We start from the raw sequence: 26,627 nt of genomic DNA, 5'->3' as shown, positions 1-26,627 counted from the left end.
AAAAAGAATAACTTACTCAAAATCAAAACTCATTCACTTAATTATTATTTTACAATTCAGAAACTTTAAACAAGTATTTTATTACTTTATTTTTTTTATATTTACAGTAATTCCTAATATACAAAATACAATTTGATTATGAAAATATGGAATAACTACACTTCAATCATTAGGAAAAACACCTTAGTTGCTTCGGAGGAAACTAAAGATTTAAAATATTGGCGAGACGACATGTTTACTAATACCATAATATACGTCATCCCTTTGAGCATGATTGCCTTAATTCCTTCATTAATTTGGGCCTTTGAGGCAAAGCTTTATAGCATGTTTACGATTGACCTTCTATCGGTTGCAGTTGTTGTACTCATCGGAATCAAAAAAGGGATTAAAATAAAGAAACGCAAACTCTTATTTATAAGCACTTTATACACACTAAGTTCTTTTCTTATCTATTATGTAGGCTTAAACAGTACTCTTTATTTACTTGCGGCTTGTTTTGTAACCACATTTATATATACTTTTAAAAACCAATACACTCCAGCTTTAATCAACATATATATTTCTATTCTATACATTTCCCTATATTATCTTGATTTAACTCCTATTCATAATATTAATTTTAAATCCAGTGAGCTATTTGCCGTTTTTTCAAATTTGATTTTTTTAAGTTTTTTAGTTTGCTCCTTAGTACCTAAATTATTTAACGGTCTTGATGACAGTTTTAAAAACAGTATCCTTCACACCAAGGAAATAGAAAAACAAAATGAGGTTTTAAAAGAAATTACTTGGATACAATCGCATGTGGTAAGAACTCCTCTTTCGCGCTTAATGGCTATTACCCAACTTTTAAAAGAAAATGATAATACAGAGGAAGAAAAAATTTTTCTCATTGAAAGTATGATTATTTCCAGCAATGAATTGGACGACATTATCAAAGAAATTGTATCTAAATCGGAAAAAGTACGTTCCATTTAAAAAACAAATAAAACACTCTGAAACAACAACTTAAGCTCATCGTTTATTTTTTATTTTAAATATTTCACAGCTCAGTAATCCTTATCCCGTTAATCCGTTTAAAATGTTAAAAATTGACAAAAAAATGTTTTTTTTCTATTTCTTAAAACTTTTTTTTATTACTTTTAGACATAGTTAGTTCTGGGATTGGTGGAAATATTTACAATACAAACTAGCTACAAGAGTTCTTCACTGATTTATTAACTTAAAAAAAGAATATTGAAACAAACAACAAGCTTTATCACTCTTTTTAGTACGTTATTAAATTTAGACTACAGAAGAAAAGAGCCTCAAGGGGAAACACTAAATTCTATTAGAATTTGCTCAAAGTAGCACCAAGGGTTAACATTTTGGATTACTATACAAAAATGAAAAAATCATTAAAATGAATGCGTAAAATCCAAAGAAACATTAATGAAACCAACGGTTTTAATGCCAAATGAGATTCCAAATAGCATTTAGACGTTTAAAAAGATAAAGAAAAGAACGGTTAACGTGAAACTGAAATTACAGTTTCCAATTGTAAAATACATTATAGCTTGTCCAAAAATAAGAGAGGCTATAAAAAGAGAAAGACTAACCATCAGGATTAGTCTTTCTTTTTTTTATTCCTTAACAAGATAAATTCCGTCGTCTTTAATTTCAATTAATTTATCTTTATACAAAGCTCCAATAGCTTTCTTAAAAGTCTTTTTACTCATCTTAAGAACTGTTTTGATATCTTCAGGATGGGAATTGTCATTTAATCTTAAAAAGCCTCTACTTGCTCTTAATTCGTTCAAAATTTTCTCGGCGTTAGGCTCGATACTTTCGTAACCTTGTTTTTGCAAGGAAACATCTATCTTATTATCAGGTCGAATATTTTTAATGTAACCTCGCATTCTGTCGCCTGTGCGGATGCTATCATCATAAACCTCATCTTTATACAAAAGACCTTTGTGCTTTTCGTTTATGATGACATTGATTCCTATTTCGGTAATATGCGAAACAATCAATTCAACCTCTTCGTTTTTCTCAACAGTAAGTTCATCATTATTAAGAAATTGATTGGTCTTACTTGAAGCTACTAATCTATTGGTTTTTTCATCCATGTACAGGTAAACTAAATAACGTTTTCCTTTTTCCATGGGTCTCGCTTGTTCTTTAAATGGAACTAGAATGTCTTTTTCCATTCCCCAATCCATGAACGCCCCCACTTGATTGATGTAATTGACACGTAAAAGTGCAAATTCATTCAATAAAATATAAGGTTCTAATGTGGTAGCCACTGGACGTTGTTCGTGATCTAAATACACAAAAACTATAAGCTCCTCGCCTATTTCAAATTCGTTAGGGACATATTTATTAGGCAGCAACACATCGTGAATTCCTTCAGGATCTTTTTCTGGATTCCCCAAAAACAAACCAACTTTGGTATCACGTAATATTGTTAAGCTATTGTATTTTCCTATTTTAAGCATTTTCTTCAATTTTCTAAGCCGCAAAGGTACTAAGAAATTATTACGCAAAGTTTCACAAAGAGACACAAAGTTGCGCAAAGTTGTTTTTACCTTAAAATACGTCGTAAAATAATGGCACACAGATAAAACGTATTAAACAGATTATCACTGATTTTTTTAATCTTGGTGATCGTGATCTTAGCAAAAAACTTTAAAATCTTTGCGGTTTAATGAATAAAAACAGCTTTTATTGTTTCACCAAAACAACATCATCAACCAAACAAAAGGCGTTAGCCGTTCCGTCAGCATAAAATCCAATGCTTATTTTTCCGTTTTTTATAAAAATGTCCGAAATACGAATGCTTGTCCAAGAAGCATTTTCTTTTTCGACAGTAATTTTATAATCAATACCACCAGTATTTGCATACATTTTAAGTTGGTTAAAACCTGCACTATTTTTGACTTTAGCAGTCAAGGAATACAAGCCATCTTCTAAAGTTACATAAGGTGAAGAGCTAATTTGCTGACTTATCTCTCTGGTAAAATCTATTGTATCAGAGATATTTAAACTTTTTTCGCCAATGACTTCTTTTCGATCATTTTCCGAATTAAAATAATTCAACACTGGCGATGTTTGGCTTTTTACTGCTATGGCATTTCCTTTGATTACTGTGGTTTTCCAACCTAATAACTGCTCTTGAACTGGTTTAAAATCACTTGGTATTTTATTCCTATCGGCCTCAAAACTGCCATTTTTCACATAATTATTATCGGAACCAACAGTCCAATTAGCTGTTTTTTCATCCAAATTCCAAGAGCTTAACGAATTAAAATAAGGAGTGGCGCCGTCAAAGGAAAGTGGAAACCATTGATTATATCCTAATCCATTACCAGCAAAATCAGACCAACGATCACCGCAATACAATACGGTTTCTTTGTCATTTCTTTTTATCGTATAAAAAAATCCAGTTTGGGTTACATGTGCATAATCTTCCTCTGCCCCCTTCATAATTTGCATATCATCAGCTGGAAAATAAGGACCTCTAATGTTATTGGAAACCAAATAATAGGCAAAAGAAGCGTCCCAGCCATAAATATTTGAAGCAGCCATATAGTACTTATTTTTGTATTTAAACATACAATTTCCTTCCCTGCTTTCTCCTTGAAAAACTTTGGTACAATCTAAAATAGTGACCTTTCCTTTTTTTACTCCTATTTCAGAAACATATATTTTGTTGCGCCCTTTTCCGTAGGAATAAATCAAATAGGATTTCCCATCATCATCCGTAAAAACCGTTTGATCTCCTGTATTGGTTGTTCCTATCCAAGGTTCCATATTGATTTTTTGGTGCCAAATAAATTCAGACGTAGGAGAATCTGCCAGAGCCACCAAAACCTGATTTCCATGTTGTACAAAGAGTGCATATTGATTCATTTCCTTTACATAAGCCACTCCCAAACGCCCTACCCAAGTTTTCCAAGTTTCTGGAGTAGCGGTATTATTTGTTAGAACATCTGCTTCAAAAGTCCAATTGACCAAATCAGTAGAACTATAGCAGCTAACTGATTTAAAAGTACAATGATCGTATTTTTTTACAGGATCTTTTCGATATTTTTCTGCTTCTTCATAATGCACTCCATACCAATAATATTTTTCAACTCCCGTTTTCAAATCTTTGAACTTAAAAACACCTCCACCTTGACTGTAAATAGGAAATCCTTCTTTAGTATCCCAAAAAACATCGTTTTTAATGTTTTGAAATTGTGCCGTTACTTGTAGCGTAAAGCAGAAAAAAAGCATTCCAATTAACAAAAATTGGTGACTAATCTGGACCGAACTATTCTTTATCATCATTTGAGGAAATTTTAAAATGCTAATTTAAGTTAGATAAAATATAAAATCATCCTGTACTGTCCCGAATAAAAAACTCCCAAGCTAAATCATTAAGATTCTGCTTGGGAGCTTGATAAATTATTTGACTTTAAATGATGCATTTAAAAGCCATTATGAAACATTAATTATAAACACTCTCTTTTTTAAAGTGAACTGCTAATAAATAATAAATGACAACTCTATATTTAGATTTGTTAGAACGACCATATTTTTCAATAACAGCATCAATGGCTGCGTCCAATTCTGGTCCATCCGCTAGACCTAATTTTTTAATTAGGAAATTGTTTTTTACCGTATCCAATTCTGATTGCTGACTTCCCGCAACAGTAGAAGAATCGGCATTATAGATTGACGGCCCACAACCGATAGTTACTTTAGTCAATAAATCCATGTCCGGAGTTACACCGCATTTTTCTTTTAAATCGGCAGCATACTTTACAATTAATTCATCTCTTGCACTCATAATTTTTTATATAATTAAAGTTAATAAATGTATCGCTATCCTCAAATATAAGGTTTTATATAAAAAAAATCTCCTTTTTAATGTAAAAAAAATGCTAACTTTTGATAAAACATTCTTATTTTACTTTTTCACCATATAATAAGTGTTTTTAACCACAGGAATTCCGCTACCTGTAATACCTTCCAGAGCAACTTTTACTTTAGTCTCTACCTTTGTATTAAAATAGTTTACTGTAACATTTCCTGTTTTATCTGGATGAACATACGGATTCCAATACAATGTATTTCTCACAGCCGCTTGAGTATCTAACTCGGGATTTGGTTTTTCAGGATTTGGTGAATAAAAAACTCGTGAGTTATAATAGCCTTCTAGTTCTCTTTTAATTGAGTGAAAAACTTCTTTTGCCTTATGCTGCCCTGTATTTTGCTTAGTAAAAATAGATATAATTCCATTTGATGCCTCATCTCCATAATAGGCAGTTGCTTGAGCACCTTTTACAACATCTATCCTTAAAACATCTTCTGGTTCAATAAAACTTACCTGTCCTCTATCAGTTGCAGTAAACCCATCTATTATAAAAAGTGGTGATCCCGAAAAACGTGTAAAACGTACCGAATCGTCAGAAGCTACTACACCTGGAATTGTTTGTTCTATAAGTTGAAAAATATCAGTAAACGTTTTAGTATTTTCATCCGGAAGATAACTAAACTCTGGAATTCCATAAGTTGTCACTAGTTTCTTTTTCGTGTTGGAAACGATACTAACTTCTTCCAAAATATTTTCTGGTTTTATACCAAAAGCTACAAATTTCTTGAAAACATTATCAACTATTGATTGTGTTCCTGATGAAAAAACCAATGGTTCATGACTGAAAGAAATAAAAGGAGGAGCTAAATCGGTAGGATCCAATAACAACTCTCCTCTAAACTTTCCTTTTACATTTCTAGAATTTAAAAACATATTCGTTTTCCCTGAAAACATTAAATCTTCAAATTTAAACTTCCCTAAAGAATCTGTAACTGCATTAAAAATATTAAAATTCTTTTTGTTCATCAAAGCTAATGTCATCGTATTACTTACCAATGCTTTTTCTCCTAGAAGTTGTTTAACCCTACCTGAAATAGTAAAACCTTTTTCAACGGTATAATTAATGGTATCACTTACTTTGGACAATGATTTCCAAACAAAATCACGCCATCCTTGGGTTAATAATAAGTCGTCTAGATGATCCAATCGCTTTACATTATTGACATCAAAATAATAAGACGGATTATATACTTTCCCTCTAATATCAGACTCCATCAAGAAATAAGAACTAATAGTAGTTCCATAATCTTTATCCTCTAGTGCGCCATTCATATCCGTTACACTTAATGAGAAACTTGCTGCTTTAGCTGCACCTTCATTAGATTTAGAAGTTACATTTATAGCCACTTTTTCATTTGGTTTGTAGATGGTTTTATCTGTTGTAATTTGAACCAAGAAATCTTTTTCCTTTTCAACAAAAACCAAACGTTCACTCTGTGGCACCTTATTTTTATCAAATAAGGTAATTTGACTAATTCCATCTGGAGTTTTATCCTTAGGCAATTCAAAAGAATAAGAAGTAGTGGTTAGAGTTTCTGTAGTTTCTAAATAGGATATCCCTCTGGCTTTACAAACAATAGTTAAAGCCGCATTAGGGTTTTGAGCTAAGGTAGCTTCATTGGTATTGATGCTAACAATATTTCTTCCTTTAAAAGCTCTAAAACTTATTGAATAGCCTTGTTTAATTGCTTTAGGTAAATCTTGACGCAAGGCTGTTCCTTCAAGACTACTTATTTTAGCATAATAACTTTTTCCTGCTGTAGGTAACATTAGTAATTTTCCCATCCCATCATGTGAACTTGCAAAACTGGTTATCAATTCGTTATCCGAATCGTAAATATCTCCCTTAACATTTACAGGATTTCCAGTTTCATCAACCGCTTTAAAAGCAACAACACTAGCCACATTTTCTAACAGCGAACCTCCTTCTGGAAAGAAATCTATGGTGAAATTAGTTTGTTTATTTGTACCACTTGCAGTGGTTTTCATTTCTACAGTATAATTTTGTGATTTTTTTGCTTTAGAATGGGATTCAAAAACATCTATGATTTCAATTTCTTTTTTGAAAATAAAATCTTCACCAAAATTCCTATCCCAATTGGTATACGCACGTAATTGGTAAACTCCCGTTTTTAAATTCAAAGAATCTGCTAATTTAAAATCACCATAACCTAAACCCATTTCGATATTAGTCTTGTTTTTTGCAACTATCTTAGAGTCAGGAGCAATTAATTCTACATACAAAACATTACTATTATCAAAAAGTATATTATTGTAAGCCCTTACGTTATAAGCTTTGTACCATAAATCTTCACCAATATAATACCTTGATCGGTCAGTATGAAGGTAAATTTTCTCAATATTAGCTATCGTTTTTTTTTCTTGCGCCTGCAAAAAAAACAATGAAGCTACCAACCAAAAGAAAAAAATTAAAAAGCAATTTTTATTGCTAAGGACAGCTTTAGTCATATAAAACTCAGAATTTATATTAATACAAAATAATACTTCTTTTAATTTCTCTACGTCATAAGTATGAAAACACTTAGACAATCAAATATTAAGATAAGTAAAATTTTACTAAAATATATACTTAAAACAAATTAACTAACCTGTACTATCCTGTAAAATTGATACTAAAACTTCGTCACTAATAAATTTTAAAAAATCATTCATTTTCTAAACAAAAAATCAGAAATAAAAAATGCTTTTTTGTAGCAAACACAAACATTTACCACAAAAAAGCATTCTCAGAATAATTTTATTTTTTTCTAAACTAAGGCTTTAAAAAACTGTTTTAAAATAACATCATTTTCAAGTGTTGGTGTAAAGATTTCTAAAATACTTGGTTTATCATTCTGAGCGAATAAATCAAATAAAGCATTGTCTAGACTTTCTTTATCAGAAGCTGTGCTATAATTAAATCCATACATTTTAGCTAAATGTTCAGCAGTTAAATGATGTGAAGTTTCAAAAAAAGTATTAAAGACTGCATTTTCTTCATGTCCCGGTAAAATTCTAAAAATCCCACCGCCACCATTATTGATTAGGACAATTTTAAAATTATTAGGAGTATAAGCATTCCACAAGGCATTACTATCGTATAGGAAACTTACATCGCCAGTAACAAAGGTGGTTTGCTTGTTATTAACTAAAGCTGCGCCAATAGCTGTGGATGTACTGCCGTCAATTCCGCTAGTTCCACGATTACAAAATACTTCAACCGAAGGATCAATAGTCATTAATTGCGCATAACGAATAGCCGAACTATTGCTAATTTGTAACTGACTATTTTTAGGCAAACTTTTAATTACAGTATCAAAAACTACAAAATCTGAAAAAGCAACTTTTTGTAAATAGGCAGCTTGTTTTTCCTTTCTGTGAGATCTAACTGCATCCATTTGGGCAAAATATTCACTTTTAACCTTTTGTGTCAAAGGCAAAAAACTTTCGAAAAAAGTACTAGGATTCGCTTCAAAATGTTTGCTTAAAACTCCAAAAGTATCGTAAGCACGTAACGAATCGATGTGCCAATGTTGTTTGGGTTTATACTTGCGTAAAAAAGCCTTGATACGTTTAGAAACAATCATTCCTCCAAAAGTGATTAGAATTTCTGGACAGAAATCTTCAAAATCTTCATTGGTAAAAGGCGTTATTATGGTATCTATATTTGAAATAAAACTAGGATGATGCAAATTAGATGTGGTCTCCGTCATCACCACAACCGATTCATCTTGCGCTAATGTTTCTAGAGTGGAATCCGAAATTAAACTAGGATCATTTACTCCTACCAATACTAATTTCTTAGTGGATTGATTCCAAATATCCGCAAAAGCTGTTAAATCTTCTAAAGGAGTTATGGGATTCAAACTGGCAAAATTATGAGTCATTACATCAACTGAAAGTTCAGAAACAGTTTCGTACAAAGGTTCTTCAAAAGGAGCGTTAATATGAACAGGACCTTTTTTATAGAAAGCTGTATCAATGGCATCGTTTATTTTATGGTCATTCACTTTTGAAGCTTCTTCTGTTAAATTAGCATTGTACAAAGAATGATTAGCAAAAACATTTTCCTGACGAATGGTTTGTCCATCGCCAATATCAATCTTATTTTGCGGTCTATCAGCCGAAATAACAATCAAAGGAATCTGACTGTAAAAAGCTTCGGCAACAGCAGGATAATAATTCAACAAAGCCGAACCTGAAGTACAAACTACTGCTACAGGACGTTTGATTTGTTGGGCAATTCCTAATGCAAAAAAAGCAGCTGAACGTTCGTCGGCAATACTGTAACATTTAAAATCAGGATTGGAGGCAAAACCTATGGTTAAAGGGGCATTTCTAGAACCTGGAGAAATGACGATATCATGTATTCCTTTGGCCAAACAAATTTGAATAATCTTTTGCGCTAAAGGTATTTTGGGGTAAATCATTGTTTTTATTTCAAAAAGAACAAAGATACAAACTTGCTCGTTTATTCCGTATTCCAAATTAGTTTTATTATTTTTGATTTTACCGCAAAAAAGCATTTTAAACCTAAAGAAACTATGCGTTTTATTTATTCCTTATTTCTTTTTACTTTTTTTCAATTCTCATGGAGTCAAAATGATTGGGCTCCAAATGAAATCAGCTACAAAGACGCTCTTATTCAGGCAAAAAAAGAAAGCAAACCCCTTTTCATCATGCTATATGCAACTTGGTGTCCGCATTGTAATAAAATGAAAACTACTGTTTTTAATGACAATAACGTACTTGAATTTTTAAATAAGAATTACATCTGTGTTTGGAAAGACATTGAAAAAGAAGAAGGAAAAACAATCAAAGAAAAGTTCAACACCAGCGGGTTGCCTATTTTTTTATTTATTGATGCAAATGAAACACTGTTATATTCCATAAAAGGTGAAATGAATACGGATAAATTTATGGAAGAAGCCCAGAATGCTTTAAATCCAAAATTGCAGTTGCCCTACTTAGAAAAACAGTTTTTAGCAGATCCCAGTAATTCGACCAAATGCTTAGACTATTTAATGATTTTAAGAAAAGGAGCTGATAGAAAAATTTTATCTAAACCAACTCACATTTATCTGGAAACACAAAGTAATCAAGAACTAGTTTCAGAGGTAAATTGGCGAATTATTTCAAATGGTGTGACCGACATTCAATCGAGGGAGTTTCAATATGTTTTAAATCATAAAGCAGATTTTGAAAAAGCTACTTCTCCCATTCGAGTAGAAAGAAAAATTGTCAATATCGTATCCGAATTATTAGAGCTTTATACTTTAACACTAGATAGTATTGGATATTTTAAAGACAGGGAAATTGCTAAAACCATACATCTTCAAAAAACAGATTCCTTAATTTTTAGCTATGATTTAACTTTGGCTGAGCGCAGTTCTAATTGGGGATTTTATAAAAAAGCGAGTTTAGATGGAACTGAAAAATACGTTTGGCACACTGATAGCAAACTAAAAGAAATAGCGCAGGTTTATCTTAAAGAAATCAATGATACCAATGCTTTAAAAAAAGCAATTGATTGGACTAAAAGAGCACTCGTTTTAAATAACTCTGCAGATGGAAACCTATTATTGGCTCGATTATATTGGAAAATAAAAGATACGAAATCAGCGATAGAATATGCGAAAGACGCAAAAGATATTATTACCGAAATGGGCTGGAATACTAAAGATGTGGATACTTTATTAAAGGAATTAAATGCTAAATAATTTGTACGATTCTTGAAAAAAAAAAAAAAAAAAAAACGACTTTCAATGTTGAAAGTCGTTTTTTTATAAGTTATATTTAAAACTATTGCTTAATCCAGTTTACAATTTCTGGAGCATCTGGTTTTGTTTTAGAATAATAGACTTCAACTAAATGTCCTTTTTCATCAATTAAATACTTTTGGAAGTTCCATTTTACCTCTGAATCTTTGACTCCATTTTTCTCTTTTTGAGTTAAAAATTGGTAAATCGGACTCATATCAGCTCCTTTTACGGAGATTTTAGCCATCATAGGAAAAGTTACTCCGTAGTTTAATTTACAAAAACTCTCAATTTCTTCGTTTGTTCCTGGTTCCTGAGCGTTAAAATTATTCGCAGGAAAACCAATAACAGTAAAACCTTTGTCTTTGTATTCCTTATAAATTGCTTCAAGTTGTTCGTATTGCGGTGTAAAACCACATTTGGAAGCCGTATTTACAATCAGTACTTTTTTTCCTTTTAAAGTCGAAAAATCAAAAACATCACCGTTTAATTCTTCCACTTTATTAAATTGATAAATACTTTGGGGATCCATAGGTTTTAATTTTTTATTTTGTGCTTGAGTAAGTCCGCTAAAAAGCAACATGGCGCTACAAGCCATCAATACTATATTTTTCATAAATTTATTTTTTTATAAAATTAATCAAATTCAACATATTGACATTCATTTCATCAACTAATTTCAATTCAACAAAGGTTAAATAAAACCCAACAAATCACCGTTTCATATTTTAAAATCTATAAATGATTTTTGCTTTTAAATTAAAAGGAGTTCCAGGTGTAAAATGAATTTCATCCACAGGATTTGGCTCATCTTTCAATCTAGATTCAGTAGCAAACTGTGTTTCATTCCATTTGGTATCAAATAAATTTTGGATTATGATTCCGAAACTGATGTTTTTTATATCGTAATTCAAATTAAAATCGTTTACAAAATAACCTTTGGCAACAATAGAATAATCTTCATTTGCTGGACGATTTTTAATATATCGGCAACGGACACCTCCTGAAAAACGATGCCAATTTTGAAAACTTATTCCTCCAGCTGTTGTAAAATCGGGAGCTAATGGGATATAATCAGCGTCTTTAGGTTCGTCCATACTTCTTGCAAACGTATAATTCGCATCTGAATAGATATACAACATTTCGTTTAGATGATAACGAATTCCAAAATCGGCTCCCATACGTTTGGTTTTTCCGCTTGGTTCAATAATTCCACCATCGCCAGAATACACAAACTCTTGTTGCAAGTACATGTACCACAAAGCCGAATTAATAATTAAGTTGTGAGAAGGTTTCCAAATTGCCCCAAAATCAGTTCCAATTGCCATAGGCAAAGTTTTCTTTGTATTATCTTGAACCACCACACGAGTATCATTAGAATGAAAACCCATTCCTGATTTTACAAAAAACTGCAGACTGTTATTCTGCGAGTAAATAAAGTTCAATTTTGGAGAAACTTTAGTTTCCGTTTTTGATTGATTGGTATAAATTTCACTTAGTTTATCTTGGTAATTGAATTTAAAATAATCCAAACGCAATCCTGGATTAATCATTAATTTATCAAATACAAATTCCGAATTCAAATAGGCATAATTGTTACTTTCGTCAATATCACCTAATTTTATATTTTCTAATGTTGTTCTTCGGTTTAAGGTATGTGATAATTCACTGTCTTTAGTGGCATCGGCTCTAAAACCAACTCCCAATTGATAATTAATATCCCAAATACCACTTTTAATTTTCTTATTGATTTCAGCACTCATTCCAAAAACTGTTCGGTTTTCTTTTTGTCTAATTTGGTCACCGTTAACAGGATCATTTAAGAAAAAAGTAAAATTAGAATACAATTCGAAGTCATATTTACTAAAAAAAGTATTGACTTTTATGAAAGTATTTTTATCTATTGGTTTAACCAAAGAAGCAATAATATTAGTTCTTGAAGTATTTCCTCCTTCGGTATCGTCTACTGCTCCAAATCTAGAAATAATACCAGCATCAACTAACCTTTGTGGAATTTGTCCCGAAGCATCCCATTTGCTAGAAAAATGAGAAGCTGAAATAGAGAATTTACTATTAATCCCTAACAAATAAGTATATTTCCCTAACAAATTAAAGCGATTAAAATTTTGAGGAGATTCAAACGGGCCATCTGTTACAAAATATTCTGTAGCAATGTAAGCCCTTTGATTTTTAGTATTATCCAAAAGTTTAAACAATCCTACAGTTCTTTGCGTGTTAAACTGCCCTGCTTCTACACTTATACTACTATAATCTAGTTTTTCTTTAGTTTGAAAACCCACATAAGCTGCAGTAGCAAAATCACCTTTATTAGCATAATAAGTTCCTTTGCCATAATCAATTTTATCTACTGTTTCTGGAATTACAAAATGTAAATCGGCATAACCTTGTCCATGAGCATGAGAAACCATATTTACAGGCATTCCATCAACTGAAATAGCCACATCGGTTCCATGATCTATATCAAAACCTCTTAAAAACATCTGCTCCCCTTTTCCTCCACCAGCATGTTGACCAATAAATAAACCAGGCACTTTTTGTAATAAATCTTGAGAAGTATTTACGGGAGAAGTTTGTAAATCAATTTTTGAAATTAAATTCATTGCTGAAAGCTTAGATTGAATTACTACATCATTTAATTTTAAAACGGCATCCTCTAAAACAATTTTATTTTCGCCATTACTAACCGTATAATTTTTATTTTTAAACCCCAAAGCTGTAATTCTTAAAACATCGCCTACATTGGTTTTCTCAATAATAAAATCCCCTGATTCATCGGTATGAGAATGAGCTTCGGAAACAGGATTAATCAAGAAAGCGTTAATTATTGCATTTCCATATTCGTCATAAACGACTCCTTTTTGAGTTTGAGAAAAACCATAAAAACTAATAAAAACAGTTAGTACTGTTAAAAGCTGCTTCATGAAAACTATACTATTTGGATTGAAGATTGTATCATTTATAGAGGTCAAATATAGAGTATGAACTTTTTAGTAGTATCCTGCTTTCAAATAAAATATACCATTTTTACAAAAAGAAAATAGCTGATTGCTTTTGGATTCCAATTCTAATTATCAAAAAAATAAGATTTTTATTCCCTAAATGAATAAAAACTATACAAATTTGAATAAGTTTGTATAAGTTTGTAATGCAAAACATAAAAACTATGAGCCAAGACGAATTATTAGTTTTAATCTACAAAAAGGATGAAAAAGCCTTTACGTATCTCTATGATATGTATGCAAAAAGTTTGTTCTCTGTAATTAGCGTTCTCATTAAAAATACAGAAGAAGCTGAAGATGTGCTTCAAGAAGTATTTGTTAAAATATGGAAAAACCTAGACAGTTATAACGAAAGCAAAGGTCGTTTTTACACCTGGATTCTTAATATTGCTCGTAATACTTCTATTGATAAATTGCGTTCTAAAAACTTTAACAACAGTCAAAAAAACCTATCTAGTGATAATTTCGTAAATCTATTAGAAGACAGTAACAAATTGGCTAACAAAGTGGATGGAATTGGAATGCAAGATTTCATCAAAAGGTTAAAACCGAAGTGTATCCAAATAATAGATTTATTGTTCTTTAAAGGTTATACCCAACAAGAAGCTGCGGAAGAACTAGAAATCCCATTAGGGACGGTTAAAACGCACAACAGAAACTGTATTAATGATTTAAGAAACTATTTGAAAGTATAGTACAATGGAAACGAAAGAATATATAGAATCAGGTATATTAGAACTTTATGTTTACGGCTCATTAACTGAAACCGAAAGCGAAGAAGTAGCTGCAATGGCTAAAAAACATCCGGAAATTAATACTGAAATTATAAAAATTGAAAAATCAATTGTGTCATTATCTTCCAGTTTTTCACCATTTCAATCAGCTGAGAATTATGCTAAGATTAAAGAAAAATTAGGTTTAAAAACCGCCGAAGTAATACCACTGGCTCCTAAGAGAAATTGGTCACAATACATTGGTTGGGCTGCGGCAATTCTATTATTAGCTGGAATTGGTTTTCAATACATTCAATTAGAGCAAACCAATAACCAAGTGGTCAATGCGAACATTGAAAAAGCTAAAATTGAAAAAGAACGCAATGAGTTGGTACTTAAAAAAGCCGCTATTGAAACTACTTTAGCCATAATAAAAGACGAGAAAAATACCGTTGTTGCTCTTGGTGGTCAAGCTGTAGCTCCAGAATCTTCAGCTAAAGTATATTGGAACCAAGAAACCCAAGTGGTTTATGTAGATGCTTCTGGATTACCAGAACCGCCTAAAGGAATGGTGTACCAAGTCTGGGCTTTAAAACTGAATCCTTTAACGCCTACAAGCATTGGATTATTGGATAATTTTGACAAAAATGAGCAACACTTTTTTGCGGTTAACAGTACTGCTGATGCAGAGGCATTTGGAATCACCTTGGAACCAGCTGGCGGAAGTTTGACTCCAACAATGGAACAGTTGTACACCTTAGGAAAAGTATAATTCAATTTGAAATTTAAATACTAAAAAGGCTTTCTCACGAAAGTCTTTTTTGGTTTTATACTGAAATCAAAAATAAAAAAACCACGAATGGAACGAAATAACACAAATTTGTATACGAAACTATTCTACGAATTAGTCAAAGTCAGATAAAAATTTGTGTTATCCATTTTTCATCATTAAAATTTGAGGAAATTAGTGTAATTGGTCGCAAAAATAAAACTACTTCGTTTTTCCTAATTTCGCACAGTTGTGGTTTGCATTGATTATATTTGCACAATTATAATATTCATGAGCTATACCCTTCTTTCCTCTCCTCTTCAAGGATTTACCGATTTTCGTTTTAGAAATGCACAAAATAAATACTTTGGAGGAATTGATACTTTTTATTCTCCCTACATTCGCTTAAATGGAAAACTAGTTATAAAAAACTCCTACCAACGCGATTTGCTTCCTGAGAACAATACCGATTTAGAAGTGATTCCGCAAATCATTACTAATGATGCCGAGGAGTTTTTATTTGTTTCCAAATACGTTCAGGAATTAGGTTATAAAGAACTCAATTGGAATTTAGGCTGTCCTTATCCGATGGTAACCAAGTCTGGAATGGGTTCGGGATTGATTTGTCAAACTCAAAAAATAGACCAAATTCTAGAAAGAGTTCACGCCGAATCAGATATTCTTGTTTCGATGAAAATGCGCTTAGGTTATGACAATGCCGAAGAAATTCTGGATGTTTTACCGTTGTTAGAAAAATATCCCATTAAAAATGTGGCCATTCATGCGCGCATTGGAAAACAACTGTACAATGGAGGAGTGAATTTAGATGGTTTCCAACAATGTGTAGACAACACTAAATTAAAGTTGTATTACAATGGCGATATCACTTCGGTGGCGCAATTCCATAAAATGCAAGAACGCTTCCCAACTATTGACCACTGGATGATAGGTCGCGGTTTGATTGCCGATCCTTTTTTGCCGTCTATGATTAAAAAAAACAACACCGAATATCCTTCGAACAAAATGGAATTATTCAGTGATTTTCACGACACTTTGTACGCTGGTTATAGTGAATCCTTATCGGGAGCCACTCATATTTTATTAAAAATGCACCATTTATGGGAGTACTTTTCGGTTATTTTTTCGAATCCACACAAAATACATAAAAAAATAAAAAAGTCTAAGAGTATTCGGAATTACGAGCAGGCTGTTAGGGAGATTATCAAAGAAGGATAGGTTTTGTAATGAATTAAAGACAATTTCCTTCTAATTTGTAAAAAAAAAAATATTAATACAGTATCATGTTTGTAATACCTATAAAAAGGTCAAGATAACTGTATTTTCAATAATTTTTTTTCCTTAGTTTGTACTAAAGCCCCCTGTGTTTTAGTGAAATAATCCACTATTTTAAATAGTTTTCCATCTAAAAACCACAGATCTTAGCTTCCAACCTCCTAAATCCCTCCAAATATTGGCAAAAACTGTTGCCAACAAACAATCTGTTTTTAATTAATACTTATTTTTCGAGCCAAAAAAAAGATAAAAAGCATTATTTTAGACTTCTTTTATCTTTTTATCAAACTTGCGATTTTTTTTAAAAAAATACGTATTTATACGTAATTAATACTTATTTTTACAGTATCAAATTTAACTTAAAGTTTGAAAAAAGTAGTTCGCCATTAAAAACACAAATGAAAATGCAAAATTCAGAAATCAAAACAACGTGTTCATATTGTGGAGTAGGATGTGGAATCATTGTTAGCAAAGATTCCAGCAATGGAGTGATGGTCAAAGGGGATCCTGATCATCCAGTAAACAGAGGAATGCTTTGTTCTAAAGGAATGAATCTACATTATGTTGCCAACGATACTTCTGATCGAATTCTTTTTCCTGAAATGCGTTGGAGTAAATCACATCCCATGGAACGTGTTAGCTGGGATGAAGGTCTGGATCGTGCAGCCGCAGTATTCTCTGCTATTATAAAAAAACACGGTCCTGATAGTGTGGGATTTTATATTTCAGGCCAATGTTTAACTGAAGAATATTATTTAGTAAATAAATTGGTAAAAGGTTTTTTAAAAACCAATAATATAGATACCAACTCTCGCCTTTGTATGAGTTCAGCAGTAGCTGGTTACAAAAAAACATTTGGAGAAGACTCAGTTCCCATTGCTTATGATGATATAGAATTAGCCGATACTTTTTTAATTACAGGAGCTAATCCAGCTTGGTGCCACCCTATTCTATTTAGACGTTTAGAGAAACACCGCGAGAAAAACCCAAAAGTAAAAGTTATTGTAATTGATCCTAGAAAGACGGATACTGCCTTGACTGCCGATTTGCATTTGCAAATTCTACCAGGAAGCGATATTATTTTATACCATGCTATTGCCAAAAGAATTATCGAAAAAGGCTATACCGACAATCAGTTTATAAACAAGCACACCGAAAATTTTGAGGCTTATAAAAATTTAGTCTTATCTACTTCATTAGAAAAAGCCTCTCAACTATGCGGAATTTCTATTAAAGAAATTGATATGGCGGTGGATTTAATTGGTAAAGCCGAAGGTTTTCTTTCACTTTGGGCTATGGGATTGAATCAAAGTGCTGTGGGAGTTGATAAAAATACGGCCTTATTGAATATTTCATTACTTACTGGACATGTCGGTAAACCAGGTTCTGGTCCTTTCTCTTTAACAGGTCAACCTAACGCCATGGGCGGAAGAGAAGTAGGCGGAATGGCTAATTTATTAGCGGTTCACAGAGATCTAGCTAATCCTGAACACCGTCAAGAAGTAGCTGAATTTTGGGGAGTAGATACTATTTCTGAAAAACCAGGATTAACTGCTACGGAAATGTTTGAAGCTTTAGAATCAGGAAAAATGAAAGCCATTTGGATTATTTGTACCAATCCAATGGTGAGTTTACCCGATTCAAGACGTGTAGAAAAAGCCTTGAAGAATGCCAAATTTGTGGTAGTTCAAGAGATTTCACATAATGCCGATACAGCTAAATTTGCCGATTTATTGCTTCCAGCAGCAGGATGGTTAGAGAAAGAAGGTACCATGACCAATTCGGAAAGACGAATTTCATACCTTCCTAAAGGAATCAACGCTCCTGGTGAAGCCCTCCCCGATTTTGAAATCCTAACTCGTTTTGCTAAAAAAATGGGATTCAGCGGATTCAATTTCAATACCGCTGAAGAAGTGTACAAAGAATATTGTCAAATGACAAAAAATACCAACATTGACATTTCGTACCTTAATTACAACCGTTTAAAACACGAAGGAACTTTTCAATGGCCTGTTCCTGATTATGGACACCCAGGAACAGCTAGACTTTTTACCGATAAAAAATTCTATACGCCTTCTCAAAAAGCCATTTTCAATTTGCCAACCTCAATTGAAAATACATCAGTAGAACCAGATGACAACTTCCCGCTGATTCTTACTACAGGACGCATTAGAGATCAATGGCATACGATGACTAAAACAGGAAAAGTGTCCCGATTGTTATCTCATATACCAAATCCTTACTTGGAAATCAATCCTATCGATGCTTTTAAAACCAATATCGAAAATGGAGATATCGTAATGGTCAGCAGCCGAAATGGAGAAGTAAGAGTAAAAGCAAATGTTACCGATACTATCAAAGAAGGTGTCGTATTTTTGCCAATGCACTGGGGAAAACAATTAGAAAATGATTTAAACCGAGCCAACAATCTTACCAATACTCTTGTAGATCCTGTTTCTAAAGAACCTGATTTTAAATACACTGCAGTATCCGTAAAAAAATACGAAAAACCATTCCAGAAAATTGCTATTGTAGGCGCTGGAGCAGCTGCTTTTAGATTTATACAAAACTATAGAGAACTCAACAGTACCGATGAAATTGTGGTTTTCTCTAATGAAGCCAATCCTTTTTACAACCGTGTATTATTACCAGAATATGTAACCAACGAATTGTCTTGGGAGAACTTATTAAAAATTAAAAATGACGATGGTTTAAGCAAACTGAACATTAGCTTAAAACCTTCTGTGGGAATAGACAACATCAACACCACAAACAAAACAATTACTGATAGCCGTGGCGAAACCCATACTTTTGACCGACTGATTTTAGCTACCGGTAGCCGTCCATTTATTCCTGAAAATGCCCAATTGCATCTGCCGGGCCGCTTCACGATGCGCCGAAAAGAAGATGCTGATAAATTGAAAAATTATTTGGATCAAACTAATTTGGCTCCGGAAGAGCAACATGTTGTGATTGTAGGTGGTGGTTTATTAGGATTAGAATTGGCCGCAGCCTTAAAACATAAAAAAGTAAAAATTACCATTATTCAGCGAGCTTCAAGATTAATGGAACGCCAATTGGATCGTATTTCCTGTAAATTATTAGCCGAGGAAGTACAGCTTCGTGATATTCAAATTTATTTTGATAATGAAGTCAGCACTGTTTTCGAATCAGACAATGCAAATGAATTAGAGATAGCACTAAAAAGTGGTCGAATATTAACCGCAAATGCTATTGTTTACGCAATTGGAACTATTCCGAACATAGAAATAGCTAAAGAAGCTGGAATTGTTTGCGGACGTGGAGTAAAAGTAAATCAATATTTACAATCATCCAATCCTGATGTTTATGCCATTGGAGAAATTGCTGAATTCCAAGGTAAATTATTCGGAATTACTTCTGCTGCCGAAGAACAAGCCGATATTTTAGCCAATTATTTTGCCGGAGATATCAGTAGCTATTACAAAGGCTCCATTTTGATGAATATTTTAAAATTAGAAGATATAAATCTGTGTAGTATTGGCGAACTAAGCATTCCTGAAAACGATGACAGCTATGAAGAAATCATCTTTTCAGATATGAAAAAACGATATTACAAAAAATGTATTGTCAAAGATGATTTGTTAGTAGGTGCCATTTTGATGGGAGACAAAAATGAGTTTGCCGAATTCAAAACTATGATTGAAAGCAAAATCGAATTGTCTGACAAAAGAAATCAATTGCTAAGAGGAAGCGGTGCTGCCGCCAAACCTGTTATAGGAAAATTAGTTTGTTCTTGTAGCCAGGTAGGAAGTGGAAACATCGAAGAAGCCATCAAAGCAGGTACAACGAATTTCACAGAATTATGCAAATCAACCGGTGCAGGTTTAGGCTGTGGTAGTTGCAAAACCGAAGTAAAAGAACTATTAGCGAAATGTAAATAAGTTGAAGAGTACTTAGTACTTAGTCCCTAGTTATTCAAACAACTAAGGACTATAAGCTAAGGACTAAAGACTAAAAAAACAAAAACATGGAATTAACACGATTAATAGTAAAAGGAGGCGTTATTTCGCCAGGCGAATTACGTAACATTGTTAACATGAGTTTAGCACAAGGACTAAAAGACATTTCTTTTGGTTCCAGACAAGATATCATTTTCCCTAATGGATTTGAATATTCAGAAACAGAAAACAATGGTAAATTTCACATTGTATATCCTAATGAGCAAAGCGGAAACAACATCGTTTCTTCTTATGTTTCAACCGATATTTTTAGAAATACATCTTGGCTAACTGGAAATAAATTCTTGTATGTTTTAGAACAATTTAAAGAACAGCCAGTATTAAAAGTAAACATCACCGACCCAAAGCAACAGCTAGTTCCTTTGTTTACAGGACATATTAACTTTATAGCTTCGGAACACGAAGATTATTGGTATTTATACATCAGATTGCCCAAATGGCAACGCATGGAAGTATATCCTGCCTTAATTTACAGCTGGGATATTGCCAAAATTTATTACGAAATTGAACGTATCGTGAGCGAAGAAACTGTTGGAATTGACATGATTTTTAACCTTGTAAGTGAAAATATTGATAGCAACAACCGAACTATAGACAAACAATTGAACATTCCTTTTTACCCATTCCCTTATTACGAAGGAATGAACCGTTTAGGGATTGACCAATATTGGTTAGGCTTGTATTGGAGAAACAACCTTTACGACTTAGAATTCTTGAAGGAAATGTGCGATTTGTGTTTTGATTGTAAAATTGGAAAAATATGTATCACCCCTTGGAAATCCTTTATTGTAAAAGGAATCCCAAAAGACCGAAAATTAGATTGGGAAAAATTCCTTGGCAAAAAAGGAATCAATGTACGCCATTCTCTTTTGGAATTAAATTGGCATTTGCCTGTTGCAACAGAGTGGTCTCTAAACTTGAAAACCTTTTTAGTTAGAACCTTAGATCAATTTGACATCAGTACATACGGACTTACATTTGGTATCTCCGATTACAATCGCGAAGGTCATTATTTTACCTCTATTGTTATTGAAAAAAACAAAATGCCTAAAGATTTGGAGTCTATCAAAATTAGAGATACTTACAATGTTTTGTATGCCAAAAATTTTGACCCTAATACTCGTGAATACATCATTCACACTCAAGATATTGACAAACTAGAATTGCCAAGTATTTTAATCGAATTGAGTAAAAAATATTTTAATGAATTAGGTACTAGTACCAACCTAGAAAATGAATCGGCTAACAAGGCTCCTAAAAAAGAAAAATTAGAACAGGACGTTTACCAATGTTCAGAATGTTTAACCATTTACAACTCTGAATACGGAGACGAAATACAAGGAATTCAAAAAGGCGTTTTATTCAGTGATTTACCCGAAGATTATTGCTGTTCGTTATGTGAAGCACCAAAAAGTAATTTTGTACTTTTAACAGCTGAAAAACAAGACATTTAATTTAAAACTATCTAAAAAGAAACTACATATGAGTATCGAATATAAAACTGTCGATTCTTCGAAAATAACCATATCCGAATTAATGCTGCCATCTCACACTAATTTTAGTGGAAAAATTCATGGTGGCTATATTTTATCCTTAATGGACCAAATTGCCTTTGCTTGTGGTTCAAAATTCTCCGGAAATTATTGTGTAACTGCTTCGGTGGATACGGTAAACTTTTTAATGCCTATTGAAGTAGGTGAGTTAGTAACCATGAAAGCCAGTGTCAATTATGTGGGGAACAGCTCCATGATTATAGGTATTCGGGTAGAAGCCGAAAACATTCAAACCGGCGTGATTAAACATTGTAATTCATCCTATTTTACAATGGTTGCCAAAGATAAAGAAGGCAAAAACGTAGCTGTTCCAGGGCTTATCCTGACTACACTTAAAGAAGTGAGTCGTTTTGAGCATGGCATCAGGCAAATTGCTTTGAAAAAAGAGAAAGAATATCAAAAAACCATTGCCACTTTTGGTTCTATAGAAAGTATTTTGAAATCCAATAAGTACAAAGTTAAAGTGGATTTTGAACAATAAAGAGTTGAATAGACCCGACCGTTTGCTAAAACGGCCGTATCTAAAACAACATCTAAAAAGCAAAAAGCACAGCGTTACACTGTGCTTTTTGTATTCACTACTACTTATTAATTTGAGTTTCTCACGAAGGAGGAATATCCGTTACTTAAGTCACTTGATGTGATTCTTCCTTCGTCGGAATTGACAAACCAAGCATTGAAATCACAAAAAAAAAATAATTTTATGTAAATTTATTTTTTTTAATATTCCTAATTAAAAGATTCAAAAGATTAAGCAAAACAACGAAAGGGAAATAATAAAAAGCACCAATTACAAAATAAGAATATCCTACCCCAATTATTATCTCTGTCATACTATTTCCACTTGAACCATCTGCACTTCCATAAACAGTAATGTCAATTATTTTTATAATCGTAAGAAATAAAATAGATAAAATTCCATAATAAACAAGTGTCCAATTAAATACTATTACTAGTTTATTAATGGTAAACTGTATAAATGTTCGTTTTTTTATAGTCAACAAAAGTAATGGAATTACAAAAAGTAAAATTGATATTATTGCTACATAAAGACTTAAGTAATTACTGAAATACATTGTTTTATTTATTCATTAATACCAACAAAAATAATATTCAAAATCATTTAATTTTTCAATAAAAACTACCCCCCAATCGCAATCATAGAGCGATTGTCCTGATTTAAAAGAGGATTATCAACGTCCTGAAGTGTTGTCATTCCTGCTCTTACTTTCTTTTTGTTTTTAATAGCTAAAGCAATCACATTTTCTATCGCTTCACCATTTCTAAAAGGAGTCAATAAATCAGTTTCTGAATTGGAAAACAAGCAATTCTTGATTTTACCATTTGCCGTAAGGCGAATTCTGTTACAACCGTCACAAAACGGATTTGTAATAGAACTAATGATGCCAAAGCTTCCGAAATAATTTTTTATCTTAAATTCCCTGGCTGTGAAGTTTTTTTCATCTTCTAATTTCTCTAAATTGGATTCCGAAAAATGAGCCGAAAGTTTGTCTAGAATTTCTGATTGAGAAACCATTTTACTCCTATCCCACTCGTTTCCCGCAAAAGGCATGAATTCTATAAAACGGATGGAAATCGGTAAAAATTGGGTTAGATTTATAAAATCAATGATTTCATTATCGTTAAATCCTTTAATCAAAACCACATTAATTTTCACCTTAAATTCGTTGTTTAAAAGTAAATGCAAATTATCAATTACTTTTTCAAACTGATTGCGAAGCGTAATCGTATTGAATTTGGTTGAAACTAAAGTATCTAAACTCAAATTGATTTTCTTGATATTAAATTGCTTTAAAACATCAATATGTCGATCAATTAGAATTCCGTTTGTAGTAATGGAAATTTCGGTTTCTAATTGAGCTAGTTTTTCAATAATTTCAGGAAAATCTTTTCGCAACAGTGGTTCGCCTCCCGTCAATCTAATTTTGTTAACACCATTATTTACAAATGTTTGGGCAATAGCAAAAACCTCGTCGGCGGTCATTAAATCCTTTTTAGGAGATAATGCAATTCCCTCAGCAGGCATGCAATACGTACAACGTAAATTGCATTTCTCTATTAAAGAAATACGCAAATAGTTGTGATTACGTCCAAAATCATCCGTTAATATGGTATTATTTGGTATCATGATTACTCCCTTTTAGGATATGAAAAACATGCAGAACATGTGGAAAAACAGCATCCATAGATTCTTTGGCACCATTAGCCGAACCTGGCAATGCCAAAACTAAGCTATCACCAATAGTTCCCGCCACCGAACGAGAAAGCATAGCATACGGCATTCTGTCCTGTCCGTAATTGCGAATGGCTTCTTCTATTCCTGGAATTCTGTTTTCTAGCAAAGGTTCTAAAGCTTCAGGCGTAACATCTCTTGGCGAAAGTCCTGTGCCTCCTGTAAATATCACCAATTGGTTCTCGGCTGCATATTTCTTAGTTCTGTCTTGAATAAAATCAATTTCGTCCGGAATAATTTCGTAATGCGAAGTAGCTACACCGTAAGATTCCAATTTTTCAACAATAATTCTACCGGAACGATCTTCTTTCTCTCCAGCAAAAATAGAATCCGAACAAACAAAAACAGCTGCTTGCAATACATCACGGAACTTATTTTTATACGATGATTTTCCACCTTTTTTCTCTACTAATTTAATAGTTGATATTTCGATATTTTTATCAATCGGTTTCAACATATCATACATGGTCAAAGCTACAATTGATGCACCGTGCATGGCTTCGACCTCAACACCTGTTTTATAAACAGTTTTTACCGTAAACAAAATATCAATTGTTAAATCCTTGATTTCATAAGCCACTGCCGTGTATTCAATAGGCAACGGATGACAATCCGGAATGGATAAATGGGTGTTTTTAACCGCAAATAAACCCGCAGTTTTAGCCATTTCAAGCACATTGCCTTTGGGAACTAAATTTTTCTCAATAGCTTCAATCGTTTCCGGCAAACTCACTTTGACTGTTGCCATGGCTGTTGCCGAACGTAACGTACTTATTTTATGGGTAATATCAACCATTATTATTTATTTTGTTTCCAAATGAAATCTTCATTCTCAAATATTTCTTTCCCAAAGATAGGTACTTCCGTTTTAATCCAGTTGACGATTGCTTCTGTAGCCTCATAAACCTGAGTTCTATGTCCCGCAGAAACAAAAACAAACAAGCAAATTTCGCCAGCTTTAACCACACCTAAACTGTGATAAATATGCATGCAAACCAAATCAAATTCAGCAAAAGCTCTTTCTCTAATTACCGACAGAGCATCGTTAGCCATTTCTTCGTAAGCGGTATATTCAATTGCTTTAACTACATTTTCTTCATGAATATCAGCGCGAACCTGACCTAAGAAAATATTATGCGCACCAATGCTATGCTTGCCCTGATGTTTGACAATGGAATCAGCTATAAATTCCGGAGAAATTGCTCCTTCTATGAAAACTTTTTTACTCATTTTTTTATATTTTCACCGCAGATTCGCAGATTTTTAAACAATATAATTGGTGATTTTTAAATTGAAATAGCACTATTAGCTATAGCTTCTTGTAATTTTAAAGCTCCACCTGCAATGCTTTGTACTTTTGGGAAAGCATATTTTTTAAGAAGCTCAACTGCTGCTTTACTTCTTATTCCCGATTGGCAATACACCAATATCGTTTTGTTTAAATCTAATTTTTCTAAATTATTTTCTAAATCAGAAAGTGGAATTTGGATACTATCCCAACTCATTTTTGGCAATTCGGTTTCATTGCGAACATCCAGGAGAAGAACATTTGGATTTTCTATTTGTTCCAAAGCTTCTTTAGCTGAAATTTCTAAAACAGAATTGTATTTATTCTCAAAATCCAATCGACTGATTGAAGACACTTCCGTTCTGTTCAAATCAAATTTTTGCTGGTCGTTGTTCAGCATATTGTAAATCAACAATTCTCCTGAAAGTACTTTTCCTGTTTCGAGAACCATTTTCAAAACTTCATTTGCCTGAAACATTCCAATAATTCCCACCGAAATCCCCATAACTCCGGCGTCTACACAATTTTGACTGTGCGCAGCTTCATTTGGAAAAAGACAACGATACGTAGGTCCGTTTTGATAATTAAAAACCGAAACCTGCCCTTGGAACTTATAAACTGAACCGTAAACAAATGGTTTATTGGTTACCACACAAGCGTCATTAATTAAATATTTGGTGTGCAAATTATCAGTTGCATCCACCATAATATCATAATATTCAAATAAAGAAATCGCGTTTTTAGCGTTTAAAGTATCGGTAATGGCATTAATTTGAATACTCGGATTTAAAGATTCCGCCATCGCTTTAGCCTCTAGTACTTTGGATTTTCCAATAGCAGTACTTTTATAAATAACCTGACGTTGTAAATTGCTAATATCAATAGTATCATCATCAATAATACCTATTTCTCCAATTCCGGCTGCTGCTAAATACGGTAAAATTGCCGTGCCCAAACCACCAGCACCAATGATTAAAACCTTGGCTTGGTTTAATTTTTCCTGGCCTTTTTCGCCTACTTCAGGAAGTATAATTTGTCTATTGTATCGCATAATTGTTACCCAATTAGAAAATTGTGCTT

Annotated in this window: 19 protein-coding genes; 8 read left to right on the top strand and 11 right to left on the bottom strand. The window is 32.7% G+C overall.

Features of this window, described 5'->3' with window-relative positions; genetic code table 11:
* Positions 1–138: 138 nt before the first annotated feature.
* On the top strand, positions 139–975 hold the full coding sequence (locus AC4FRF_RS05425; protein WP_491158469.1) for a hypothetical protein: 837 nt from the start codon (positions 139–141) through the stop codon (positions 973–975).
* A gap of 644 nt (positions 976–1,619) precedes the next feature.
* Here AC4FRF_RS05425 and AC4FRF_RS05420 read toward each other — a convergent pair.
* From AC4FRF_RS05420 to menD, 5 genes are all read right to left on the bottom strand, one after another.
* Entirely contained in the window at positions 1,620–2,474 is an 855-nt protein-coding gene (locus AC4FRF_RS05420; RefSeq protein ID WP_491158468.1) for a CvfB family protein, read from the bottom strand.
* Positions 2,475–2,700: 226 nt separating this feature from the next.
* The gene (locus AC4FRF_RS05415; RefSeq protein ID WP_491158467.1) at positions 2,701–4,308 is read right to left on the bottom strand and encodes a family 43 glycosylhydrolase; all 1,608 of its coding nucleotides are present in this window, start codon (positions 4,306–4,308) and stop codon (positions 2,701–2,703) included.
* Positions 4,309–4,468: 160 nt separating this feature from the next.
* Positions 4,469–4,810 carry a DUF2853 family protein gene (locus AC4FRF_RS05410; protein WP_491158466.1) on the bottom strand — a complete coding sequence of 114 codons (342 nt, stop codon included), beginning with the start codon at positions 4,808–4,810 and terminating at the stop codon, positions 4,469–4,471.
* Positions 4,811–4,930: 120 nt separating this feature from the next.
* Positions 4,931–7,366, bottom strand: a complete 2,436-nt coding sequence (locus AC4FRF_RS05405) for a TonB-dependent receptor plug domain-containing protein (protein WP_491158465.1) — start codon at positions 7,364–7,366, stop codon at positions 4,931–4,933.
* Between the two features lie 299 nt (positions 7,367–7,665).
* Positions 7,666–9,327 (bottom strand): 2-succinyl-5-enolpyruvyl-6-hydroxy-3-cyclohexene-1-carboxylic-acid synthase, encoded by a 1,662-nt coding sequence (menD, locus tag AC4FRF_RS05400; protein WP_491158464.1) that lies wholly within the window; start codon positions 9,325–9,327, stop codon positions 7,666–7,668.
* A 114-nt stretch (positions 9,328–9,441) separates the two neighbouring features.
* Between menD and AC4FRF_RS05395 the strand changes: the two genes are divergently transcribed.
* A complete protein-coding gene (locus AC4FRF_RS05395) occupies positions 9,442–10,617 on the top strand; it encodes a thioredoxin family protein (protein ID WP_491158463.1) in 1,176 nt (391 codons plus the stop codon).
* Positions 10,618–10,699: 82 nt separating this feature from the next.
* Here AC4FRF_RS05395 and AC4FRF_RS05390 read toward each other — a convergent pair whose 3' ends face one another.
* Positions 10,700–11,272 carry a glutathione peroxidase gene (locus AC4FRF_RS05390; protein ID WP_491158462.1) on the bottom strand — a complete coding sequence of 191 codons (573 nt, stop codon included), beginning with the start codon at positions 11,270–11,272 and terminating at the stop codon, positions 10,700–10,702.
* 112 nt (positions 11,273–11,384) lie between these two features.
* Positions 11,385–13,598: a TonB-dependent receptor gene (locus AC4FRF_RS05385; RefSeq protein WP_491158461.1), complete on the bottom strand. Its 2,214-nt coding sequence runs from the start codon at positions 13,596–13,598 to the stop codon at positions 11,385–11,387.
* Positions 13,599–13,840: 242 nt separating this feature from the next.
* On the opposite strand from AC4FRF_RS05385, the gene AC4FRF_RS05380 reads away from it, so the two are divergent.
* From AC4FRF_RS05380 to AC4FRF_RS05355, 6 genes are all read left to right on the top strand, one after another.
* Positions 13,841–14,371 carry an RNA polymerase sigma factor gene (locus tag AC4FRF_RS05380; protein WP_491158460.1) on the top strand — a complete coding sequence of 177 codons (531 nt, stop codon included), beginning with the start codon at positions 13,841–13,843 and terminating at the stop codon, positions 14,369–14,371.
* A gap of 4 nt (positions 14,372–14,375) precedes the next feature.
* On the top strand, positions 14,376–15,161 hold the full coding sequence (locus AC4FRF_RS05375; protein WP_491158459.1) for an anti-sigma factor: 786 nt from the start codon (positions 14,376–14,378) through the stop codon (positions 15,159–15,161).
* 288 nt (positions 15,162–15,449) lie between these two features.
* Positions 15,450–16,394, top strand: a complete 945-nt coding sequence (locus AC4FRF_RS05370; RefSeq protein WP_491158458.1) for a tRNA dihydrouridine synthase — start codon at positions 15,450–15,452, stop codon at positions 16,392–16,394.
* 461 nt (positions 16,395–16,855) lie between these two features.
* Positions 16,856–20,374: a molybdopterin-dependent oxidoreductase gene (locus tag AC4FRF_RS05365; RefSeq protein ID WP_491158457.1), complete on the top strand. Its 3,519-nt coding sequence runs from the start codon at positions 16,856–16,858 to the stop codon at positions 20,372–20,374.
* A gap of 86 nt (positions 20,375–20,460) precedes the next feature.
* On the top strand, positions 20,461–21,906 hold the full coding sequence (locus AC4FRF_RS05360) for a rubredoxin (RefSeq protein WP_491158456.1): 1,446 nt from the start codon (positions 20,461–20,463) through the stop codon (positions 21,904–21,906).
* 28 nt (positions 21,907–21,934) lie between these two features.
* Positions 21,935–22,486, top strand: a complete 552-nt coding sequence (locus tag AC4FRF_RS05355; protein ID WP_491158455.1) for an acyl-CoA thioesterase — start codon at positions 21,935–21,937, stop codon at positions 22,484–22,486.
* 660 nt (positions 22,487–23,146) lie between these two features.
* On the opposite strand, the gene moaA is transcribed toward AC4FRF_RS05355, so the two are convergent.
* Genes moaA through moeB form a run of 4 tightly spaced genes read right to left on the bottom strand, consistent with a single transcriptional unit; the run spans position 23,147 to position 26,598 of the window.
* Complete coding sequence (gene moaA, locus AC4FRF_RS05350; protein WP_491158454.1) at positions 23,147–24,154, bottom strand: GTP 3',8-cyclase MoaA; 1,008 nt, start codon at positions 24,152–24,154, stop codon at positions 23,147–23,149.
* Entirely contained in the window at positions 24,141–25,055 is a 915-nt protein-coding gene (gene moaCB, locus AC4FRF_RS05345) for a bifunctional molybdenum cofactor biosynthesis protein MoaC/MoaB (protein WP_491158453.1), read from the bottom strand. The genes moaA and moaCB overlap by 14 nt, the downstream gene beginning before the upstream one ends.
* 2 nt (positions 25,056–25,057) lie before the next feature.
* The gene (locus AC4FRF_RS05340; protein WP_439228846.1) at positions 25,058–25,489 is read right to left on the bottom strand and encodes a molybdenum cofactor biosynthesis protein MoaE; all 432 of its coding nucleotides are present in this window, start codon (positions 25,487–25,489) and stop codon (positions 25,058–25,060) included.
* Between the two features lie 56 nt (positions 25,490–25,545).
* Entirely contained in the window at positions 25,546–26,598 is a 1,053-nt protein-coding gene (gene moeB / locus AC4FRF_RS05335) for a molybdopterin-synthase adenylyltransferase MoeB (RefSeq protein ID WP_491158452.1), read from the bottom strand.
* Positions 26,599–26,627 lie beyond the last annotated feature (29 nt).

Source organism: Flavobacterium sp. ST-158 (genome assembly GCF_058309975.1).
Note: the sequence above shows the minus strand (reverse complement) of the source record. Positions and strands in the feature narration are given on the sequence as shown.

Coding starts and splice junctions, on each gene's coding strand:
- AC4FRF_RS05425 (WP_491158469.1), top strand. CDS start 139: ATGAAAATATGGAATAACTACACTTCAATCATTAGGAAAAACACCTTA.
- AC4FRF_RS05420 (WP_491158468.1), bottom strand. CDS start 2,474: ATGCTTAAAATAGGAAAATACAATAGCTTAACAATATTACGTGATACC.
- AC4FRF_RS05415 (WP_491158467.1), bottom strand. CDS start 4,308: ATGATGATAAAGAATAGTTCGGTCCAGATTAGTCACCAATTTTTGTTA.
- AC4FRF_RS05410 (WP_491158466.1), bottom strand. CDS start 4,810: ATGAGTGCAAGAGATGAATTAATTGTAAAGTATGCTGCCGATTTAAAA.
- AC4FRF_RS05405 (WP_491158465.1), bottom strand. CDS start 7,366: ATGACTAAAGCTGTCCTTAGCAATAAAAATTGCTTTTTAATTTTTTTC.
- menD (WP_491158464.1), bottom strand. CDS start 9,327: ATGATTTACCCCAAAATACCTTTAGCGCAAAAGATTATTCAAATTTGT.
- AC4FRF_RS05395 (WP_491158463.1), top strand. CDS start 9,442: ATGCGTTTTATTTATTCCTTATTTCTTTTTACTTTTTTTCAATTCTCA.
- AC4FRF_RS05390 (WP_491158462.1), bottom strand. CDS start 11,272: ATGAAAAATATAGTATTGATGGCTTGTAGCGCCATGTTGCTTTTTAGC.
- AC4FRF_RS05385 (WP_491158461.1), bottom strand. CDS start 13,598: ATGAAGCAGCTTTTAACAGTACTAACTGTTTTTATTAGTTTTTATGGT.
- AC4FRF_RS05380 (WP_491158460.1), top strand. CDS start 13,841: ATGAGCCAAGACGAATTATTAGTTTTAATCTACAAAAAGGATGAAAAA.
- AC4FRF_RS05375 (WP_491158459.1), top strand. CDS start 14,376: ATGGAAACGAAAGAATATATAGAATCAGGTATATTAGAACTTTATGTT.
- AC4FRF_RS05370 (WP_491158458.1), top strand. CDS start 15,450: ATGAGCTATACCCTTCTTTCCTCTCCTCTTCAAGGATTTACCGATTTT.
- AC4FRF_RS05365 (WP_491158457.1), top strand. CDS start 16,856: ATGCAAAATTCAGAAATCAAAACAACGTGTTCATATTGTGGAGTAGGA.
- AC4FRF_RS05360 (WP_491158456.1), top strand. CDS start 20,461: ATGGAATTAACACGATTAATAGTAAAAGGAGGCGTTATTTCGCCAGGC.
- AC4FRF_RS05355 (WP_491158455.1), top strand. CDS start 21,935: ATGAGTATCGAATATAAAACTGTCGATTCTTCGAAAATAACCATATCC.
- moaA (WP_491158454.1), bottom strand. CDS start 24,154: ATGATACCAAATAATACCATATTAACGGATGATTTTGGACGTAATCAC.
- moaCB (WP_491158453.1), bottom strand. CDS start 25,055: ATGGTTGATATTACCCATAAAATAAGTACGTTACGTTCGGCAACAGCC.
- AC4FRF_RS05340 (WP_439228846.1), bottom strand. CDS start 25,489: ATGAGTAAAAAAGTTTTCATAGAAGGAGCAATTTCTCCGGAATTTATA.
- moeB (WP_491158452.1), bottom strand. CDS start 26,598: ATGCGATACAATAGACAAATTATACTTCCTGAAGTAGGCGAAAAAGGC.